This window comes from Kamptonema animale CS-326, from assembly GCF_028330895.1.
Lineage (GTDB): Bacteria > Cyanobacteriota > Cyanobacteriia > Cyanobacteriales > Microcoleaceae > Kamptonema > Kamptonema formosum.
In genome coordinates this window covers 1-6,036 of the sequence record NZ_JAQMUA010000418.1, presented here as the reverse complement: position 1 = coordinate 6,036, position 6,036 = coordinate 1, and the positions used below count along the sequence as shown (strand labels likewise).

General features: G+C 46.9%; 5 protein-coding genes and 2 pseudogenes. 2 read left to right on the top strand and 5 right to left on the bottom strand.

The window, feature by feature from the left end; all coding sequences use genetic code 11:
- From PN499_RS24655 to PN499_RS24640, 4 genes and pseudogenes are all read right to left on the bottom strand, one after another.
- Window positions 1–368: pseudogene (locus PN499_RS24655) on the bottom strand (PP2C family protein-serine/threonine phosphatase); the annotation flags it as partial.
- Window positions 369–684: 316 nt separating this feature from the next.
- Window positions 685–2,277, bottom strand: a complete 1,593-nt coding sequence (locus PN499_RS24650; protein WP_272035514.1) for an ABC transporter substrate-binding protein — start codon at window positions 2,275–2,277, stop codon at window positions 685–687.
- Between the two features lie 185 nt (window positions 2,278–2,462).
- The gene (locus tag PN499_RS24645; RefSeq protein ID WP_272035513.1) at window positions 2,463–3,083 is read right to left on the bottom strand and encodes a TIGR04376 family protein; all 621 of its coding nucleotides are present in this window, start codon (window positions 3,081–3,083) and stop codon (window positions 2,463–2,465) included.
- An 81-nt stretch (window positions 3,084–3,164) separates the two neighbouring features.
- Window positions 3,165–4,349, bottom strand: a complete 1,185-nt coding sequence (locus tag PN499_RS24640; protein ID WP_272035511.1) for a hypothetical protein — start codon at window positions 4,347–4,349, stop codon at window positions 3,165–3,167.
- Window positions 4,350–4,829: 480 nt separating this feature from the next.
- Between PN499_RS24640 and PN499_RS24635 the strand changes: the two genes are divergently transcribed.
- Window positions 4,830–5,375, top strand: coding sequence for an NADPH-dependent FMN reductase (locus tag PN499_RS24635; protein ID WP_272035509.1), 546 nt, complete (start codon window positions 4,830–4,832; stop codon window positions 5,373–5,375).
- Between the two features lie 36 nt (window positions 5,376–5,411).
- Here the strand turns inward: PN499_RS24635 and PN499_RS24630 are convergent, their stop codons facing one another.
- Window positions 5,412–5,615 carry a hypothetical protein gene (locus PN499_RS24630; RefSeq protein ID WP_272035507.1) on the bottom strand — a complete coding sequence of 68 codons (204 nt, stop codon included), beginning with the start codon at window positions 5,613–5,615 and terminating at the stop codon, window positions 5,412–5,414.
- Between PN499_RS24630 and PN499_RS24625 the strand changes: the two are divergent.
- Window positions 5,614–6,036, top strand: a pseudogene (locus tag PN499_RS24625) (transcription-repair coupling factor); the annotation flags it as partial. The gene PN499_RS24630 and the pseudogene PN499_RS24625 sit on opposite strands and share 2 nt — an antisense overlap.

Genomic DNA, 6,036 nt, shown 5'->3' with positions numbered 1-6,036 from the left:
GAATAATCGATTACATAGACGATGTTGCCGTTGGGCTGCTGGCGGAGGGTATAAACTCGTTTGATACCTTTGGTTGCTGCTTGAAAGGCTTGGAGGCGCTGGCGAAGGATCTGATAGTAAGGGCGCTGCTGATCGCTGTAGGTGACGACAAGGGAATGGTAGTCACTATCCATTTGAGGGGCGGCTAGGCTGACGAGATCCAGGAGGCGATCGCGTATGGCGTAACGTTCGGCTTTCCGCAAGTGCAGGTAAAGGTTTGCTGTCAGTGCTCCAGCGACGAGTACAATCAATACGGAATAGGCGGCGGTGAGTTTAGTGCTTAATCCCCAACCCCGGTGTTTGGCTCTGATAAATTTGAAGTTTTTCATCTTATTAGGGCTTACGCATTTTTACCAAAATACGTCATTGCAACTCAAGCACAGTCAAGCCTAGCCAAGTCACCACCTTTATTGCTCAGTGATTGAAACTGCTGGTACACAAGCAAAATTCGCCCATGCTGACTAAAGACTAAAGGGGGATTTTAAGCCGGATTTGGTATTAAACAATTTGTATGTAGTTGTGTTTTAACTCTAAATCACAACTACGGACATTTAACTAAATTATTAAATTATTTAATTAACTAGCTACTGCTTTTAATTAGCAATTAGCAATTAGCCGTTAACTCTCAACAATTAGCAGCATTGTTTATGGATTCAAGCCGAGGGACGCTCGGTAAGCAGCGCGTTGCTTCTCTCTTCCCATTTTATTTGTAATTTCTTCCCATCCATTATTAATTTTCTCTACCGCTTCGTCTCTGGTAATTTTTCCAGCCAGGAAATCGGCAATATTTTGATCTAAAACTTCTCCTTGATAACGGTTGTTTTCAGGAATTCGCAGGTCAAGTACGATATTTGGACTTCTTAGACTAACACCGATCGCACCAAGGTACTTGCTAGCAGCTTCAAAACTCATGCCTGCTTTCAGCCAAGGTTCGCGGTTGGTAAACTGGGAGGTGCGGTAGGGATTGAAACCTGTTACTCCAATGGTTACATCAGTATTGGCTTGAGCTGGTTGGCTGAGGTAAGATATGAAAGCGTAACCTGCATCTTTGTGCTTGGCAGGGGCGGCGTTGTTAATAGCTCCTACCCAACCGCCAAAGGCTGCATAAGGAGCGTGATTGACATCGTTAATAGCAAAAGGACAAGTAAGTTTGTCACAAGGTATTAATTTGCCAGTGGCGCGATCGAGCACTTTTTTCGTTCCTGGTAATATGACGGCCCCTACTTTGTCTTTAACTTTGGAGTTAGGCGCGATCGCCAAGGTGCCAATATCACCCCAGTCTAAAGTTAATGCACAGCGACCAGCAATAAAGGAACTACGAGACTCTTCTACGTCAAAATTCAACTCGTCAGGCGGGCCGTATTTTACTGTTTCCTTGTAGATATCTAGAGCAGCGGCTACAGCTTCATTATTGACTAACGGCTTCATCGTATCTGGATCGAAAAATGCACCTTGCTGAGTACCCTGACTTTGGACAAAGGAAGTGACAATAGACCAAAATATCGAGAAGGATTGGGAGTTGGACTTTTTAGAGGTGCAGGAACCGTAATCGGGAGTGCTATCGTTATTCAAGTCGCGGTTATGAAACTGTTTAGCGATCGCCAGATAGTCTTCCCAAGTTTCCGGGGGATTGATATTTGCTTGTTCCAGTAAATCTGTCCGGTAATAAACCATCTGAAAGTCGCCATCTAGGGGAATGGAGACAATTTTGCCTTGATAAGTAGAACTGAAGTCGCGGAAAAATGGGGCGATGTCATTCCAATCAATGGCAGTGTCAGTCGCGACTCGCTGAGTTAAATTTTCCAAATATCCAGAGGTGGCATAGTCCACCATCCATTGAGGCGCGAAGACAAGGACATCATATTTGTTAGTTCCTTGACTCAAATCCTGCTTGATTTCCTCATACAATTTCCCAAAGGGAAACATGACGACATTTACCTTTGCTCCTGTGAGTTTCTCAAATTCAGGAACTCGTCGTTTTATGGGCTCTGCGATCGGCGGTAGATCGCGAGTTACTAAGGTAATGGTTATGCCATCAAAGCGGGTGACAGGAACCGGAGAATTCTTAGTAGTAGAATTGCTAGTAGAGTTGTTAGTAATAGAGGGCTGAGGGCTGTTTTCTGTAACTGGTGGCGCTTGACAGGCGGTAGCGATTCCTCCCCACAGAGTAGCTAATCCAATTAAAATTTTTCTAGTTCTCTTAGGCCGTTGTAAACGGTTTGTAGTTTGAGAGTGCATCTAATATAATTCCTTGCCTACTTTTCTGGGTACGCGATAATTATTGTAACGCCGCCCTCTGGGAGGTAAAGATACCGCCCAGAGGGCGGCGTTACGTGAATGCGTAAGTTTTTAACTAATAACAAACAACAAACAACTAACAACTAACAACTAACAACTAACCATTAACAACTAACAACTAACAATTACCTTCCCATATTCCGCTTCAGTTGCTCAATTTCCTCATCTGTTTCCCAGCGTTTAAACTTTTCTTCTAAAAGATCGGATTGGTTCCCGGAACTATAATTACTGCTTTGGTTCCAACCTTTAGTATCCCAGCGTTGATCGTTTTGATTAGTGGTAGCAGTCGCAGTCGCAGTCGCAGTTGCAGTTGCTGCTGCTGCTGCTGCTGTTGCTGCTTCCGCTGCTTTAGCCCGCACTTCTTGACGACGCACTTGGATTTGCCGATAAAGTTCTTTGGATTTAGCAATGCGCTCTTTGCATCCTTGCATTTGACCCCAGCGCTGATTTCCTTGACGCAGTAGAGCCGCCTCTCGTTCTTGAGCTGCTTGAGCTAAATCTACTCTATTTGCGGCTTTAGCTTTTTCGAGACGAGAGTGCCAGCGTTGGATTTCTTGAGCTGTAGCCAGAATTTCTTCCTGTAACTTTTTTTCTTGCCGTTGCAGATCGGCAATGAGGCGCAAGGTGTCTTCTTCTTGTTCCCGTAATTGTTCTTCTAGCGCCTGCAACTCTAGATGCGGATTATTTCGCAAGAACTCTTCTAATCGTGTTTCTAGAAAGCGGCTGAAATCGTCGAATAAGCCCATGTTGATAGTTAATAGTTAGTTAACAGTTAACAGTTAACAGTTAACCGTTAACAGTTAACCGTTAACAGTTAACTACCAATTTTAAAACTTCTGTCCGACAAAAATAGAGCGGACTTCACCACCTTTACGGATAACGGCTTCCTGATTTTTCACTTCTGCCAATGTCCAACCACTAGCACCAATGCTTTCGCCTACATAGATCCGGCGGGCTACGCCCTCAATCTCAAACAGGGCGGCCGAGCGATCGCCTAATTCTAAAATCCCTACTAGAGTATGAATCGTAGTTGGGGCTTCACTCGCAGGAGATGACTCTGCTGGTGTTGACTCTGCTGGTTGGGGAGCCGTTGAGGCTTCCGGGGCGGCTTCTGGTTGGCGTTCAGGTTCGCGAGCCAAGATTCTTCCTGAAGACGGTGCGGCTTCCGGGCTAGCTGCTGGAGCTGAGGGAGTTACTGGCGCTACATTAGTTCTGGGAATTGCTGGAGTTGTAGGTAATACCCCACTTGTTGTCGGAGAGGCCGAAGAGGAGGCTGTTTTAGGAGCAGCAGCCGGGGGAACAATTACTACTTGGGTAGGAGGTGTCCCTGGCTGAGAGGAGACTTGCTGTATGGCATCTGCAACGCGGTTGATGGCTTGCGCCAGGCCCGCAGTTGGGGGAGGAGAACCGGGAACTGGAATCGCTGGCAGGTTGGTTGTGACTGGTGCTCCGGGAAGGTTAGGATTTTGCAGCTTGGGTTGTGTTGCTTTTTTTTGGTCGAGGGTATCGAGGGCTTGCTGCATATAGAGTCCAAACTGGGCATCTGCCTCTGCTTTTGCCTCTGTAGCTGCTTGGGATGCTGAGACAGTAGGGGTAGAGACTACAAATCGCCGCATTCCGCTTCTGCTTGCTAGCCACAAGCCTAATGTGAGTAATAGGGAGGCAAAGGCTGCTCCTAAGAGGATTCTGTCAAAGGATTGTTTGGCTTGCTGCTTTTTGGCGACTAATATGGCGTGACGCGCGATCGCTTCGGTATCGATGCTGTCTTCTTGAGACGGCATCGATGGTGTGGGCAAAATAATTTGCGGTACTGCGATCGGTTTAAGGGAGACGAATTCTGCCTGCACTGGTTCTGTGGGCAGACCGGCACTACTGTCTAGCGCTCGGTCAACGTCTTCAAATAGTTCGTCCATCAATCGCTCTGCATAGGAATCAACCAAACCCGTTTGGTTGGCGATCGCCTCTTCTGCTGGCTCTAGGGCTAGCTGTTTAGTCATTACGTTCTGAGACATAAATTTTGTTCCTCCCGCTCCTCAATAACCCCGACTCTGCTTTAATCCAAACTTCTTATAGGATACTTTTAAAATTTACTACTAGCGCTATCTCATTAGCATCCTTGATTTTATCCAATTTCATCATAATTTTTTTAGGGGCTAGGGGCTAGGGGAAGAGGGGAAGAGGGGAATAAGGGGCTACGATGCTCCGATGCTCAAGATTAGGGGAAGAAGGGAATAAGGGGCTAGAAGCTACGATGCTTAGGGAAGAAGGGGCTAGAAGCTACGATGTTCAAAGCTAGGGGCTATAGTAACCGCCTTGGCGGTTAGGACATAATTGATTGCTTCCACCCTTACTACGAGAGGCCTCCTGCCTTCTGTCTCCTGCCTTCTGCCTCCTCTTAGGGATTCCCTTGACAGATTGCGGTTTTATTTGTTAACTTAATCATAGTCGGTATGAGTACGTTTTATTGAAGCTGTTTATTTTGATCGACTGCTATGGTTAAGATTGTTGGGATTGGCGGAAGTTTGCGAGCTGGCTCCCATAGCCAGATGGCTTTGAATGCGGCAAGCGATCGCGCGACGGCATTGGGTGCGGAAGTGGAGATATTGGATTTGCGATCGCTGAATCTCCCTTTTTGCAACGGCGAGGATAACTATCCTGACTACCCGGATGTAGAGCGGTTGCAGAATGCCGTTAAGCAGGCTGATGGTTTAATTTTGGCAACACCGGAGTATCACGGTAGCGTTAGCGGCGTGATTAAAAATGCGCTGGATTTATTGAGTTTTGAGCATTTGGACGGGAAAGTTGCGGGTGCAATCAGTGTTTTGGGCGGTCAGTCCAATAACAATGCTCTTAACGATCTGCGGGTAATTTTGAGATGGGTACACTGTTGGGTAATACCCGAACAGGTGGCGATCGGTCAAGCTTGGAAAGTTTTTAGTCCTGATGGCAAATTGTTGGATGAGAAGCTATCTCAACGGTTCGATCAATTCGCCCAGAGTTTAGTAGAAAATACTCGCAAGTTGCGGGGAGTTTCGTAGGATAAGGGCGGGTCATACCCGCCTTATATAGAAAAGCTAAATTATTTTAGGAATAGCTATACTTGCTTGCGTTGCTTTCAATGAAGAGTTCGGTGGCACGAGCGATCGCTTAAACTTAGCCCCGCAGGATAAATGTGTCTGGGGGTCATTAATTTGATGGTAAATTCTGTACAGTGAAGGAGTTACGTAAATATCCTCCGGCTTTTTGTCCGAAGGAGTATAAGCACTTCCATAAAACATGGCTTTCTCTTCGATTATTCGTACCATTGGGCGATCGCAACTTGCAGCAGAACTCCTCACCCAACTGAAACGTCACCGCTGCTTGCAACTTTCCGGTGTCGCCCGTTTGCCCAAAGGTTTGACAGTTTCAGCTCTAGCACAGCAAGAAGGGCGAAATTTACTTGTAGTAGCGGCAACTTTAGAGGAAGCAGGGCGCTGGGCCTCTCAACTTGAGACGATGGGTTGGCAAGCTGTTCACTGTTACCCGACTTCGGAGGCATCCCCTTACGAGGTATCTTACTCCGAGCAAAGTGAAATGACCTGGGGGCAAATGCAGGTTTTAGCCGATTTGCTGAGTGGGGAATTGGGAGCAGAGGAGCAGGGGGGCGGAGGGGCAGAGGGGCAGGGGAGCGAAGGGGCACAGAACAGAGTTCCGTCTTCT

Bases quoted from the DNA above. Each gene is read 5' to 3' on its own strand.
- PN499_RS24650 (WP_272035514.1), bottom strand. From the start codon at position 2,277: ATGCACTCTCAAACTACAAACCGTTTACAACGGCCTAAGAGAACTAGA.
- PN499_RS24645 (WP_272035513.1), bottom strand. From the start codon at position 3,083: ATGGGCTTATTCGACGATTTCAGCCGCTTTCTAGAAACACGATTAGAA.
- PN499_RS24640 (WP_272035511.1), bottom strand. From the start codon at position 4,349: ATGTCTCAGAACGTAATGACTAAACAGCTAGCCCTAGAGCCAGCAGAA.
- PN499_RS24635 (WP_272035509.1), top strand. From the start codon at position 4,830: ATGGTTAAGATTGTTGGGATTGGCGGAAGTTTGCGAGCTGGCTCCCAT.
- PN499_RS24630 (WP_272035507.1), bottom strand. From the start codon at position 5,615: ATGTTTTATGGAAGTGCTTATACTCCTTCGGACAAAAAGCCGGAGGAT.